Source organism: Cupriavidus gilardii (genome assembly GCF_008801915.1).
Classification (GTDB): Bacteria; Pseudomonadota; Gammaproteobacteria; order Burkholderiales; family Burkholderiaceae; genus Cupriavidus; species Cupriavidus gilardii.
Genome location: NZ_VZOV01000071.1, coordinates 1 through 566, shown reverse-complemented (window position 1 = coordinate 566; position 566 = coordinate 1). Strand labels below are relative to the sequence as shown.

General features: G+C 33.9%; 1 pseudogene. It reads left to right on the top strand.

From position 1 onward, the window contains the following. Nucleotides 1-566, top strand: a pseudogene (locus F7Q96_RS26465) (hypothetical protein); the annotation flags it as partial.

The following is a 566-nucleotide window of genomic DNA, read 5'->3' as shown; positions in this document are numbered from 1 at the left end:
CTATAATTATCAAGCTATACCTAAAAATATAAGCAAACCGCCAATTGGATCAGTTAATAAAGCATTTGTAGGGGATCAAATGCTTGAACAGGGAATGGTGGTTGATCGTGAAGTTCTAAACGTCCCTGAAAATATTAAAATTAGTTTTGCTTATTCACTTACTTCAGGCATTTACTTAAAAACAGGCAAAAATGAAAAAGGGCAATATTTTCAGCCATTCAACACTGTCAGTGGTGGGGGGATGGTTCAGAAAAACCCTTTAGCTGACCCATTTAAAGTAGTTATGTTAGATACTGAAGGTAAGCTCTGTGTAGTAACAGTATTTAATGCAAAAAACTGTACTGATAAACATCAAGCTACTATGAAGACAGTAGCAATTGCATCAGATAATTCCTTCCAACAAACATTAATTTATAGTGGAAAATTTGGAAATAAAATTAATGTCGGGTACCGTGAATTCTCAAGTAATCAAGCACGTCCTGCATTCAATAATGATGTTGAATATGATTTAAGCCAATCTAAGCAAATAGGTTATAAAGGTGCTTTATTGGAAGTAATTGATGCCA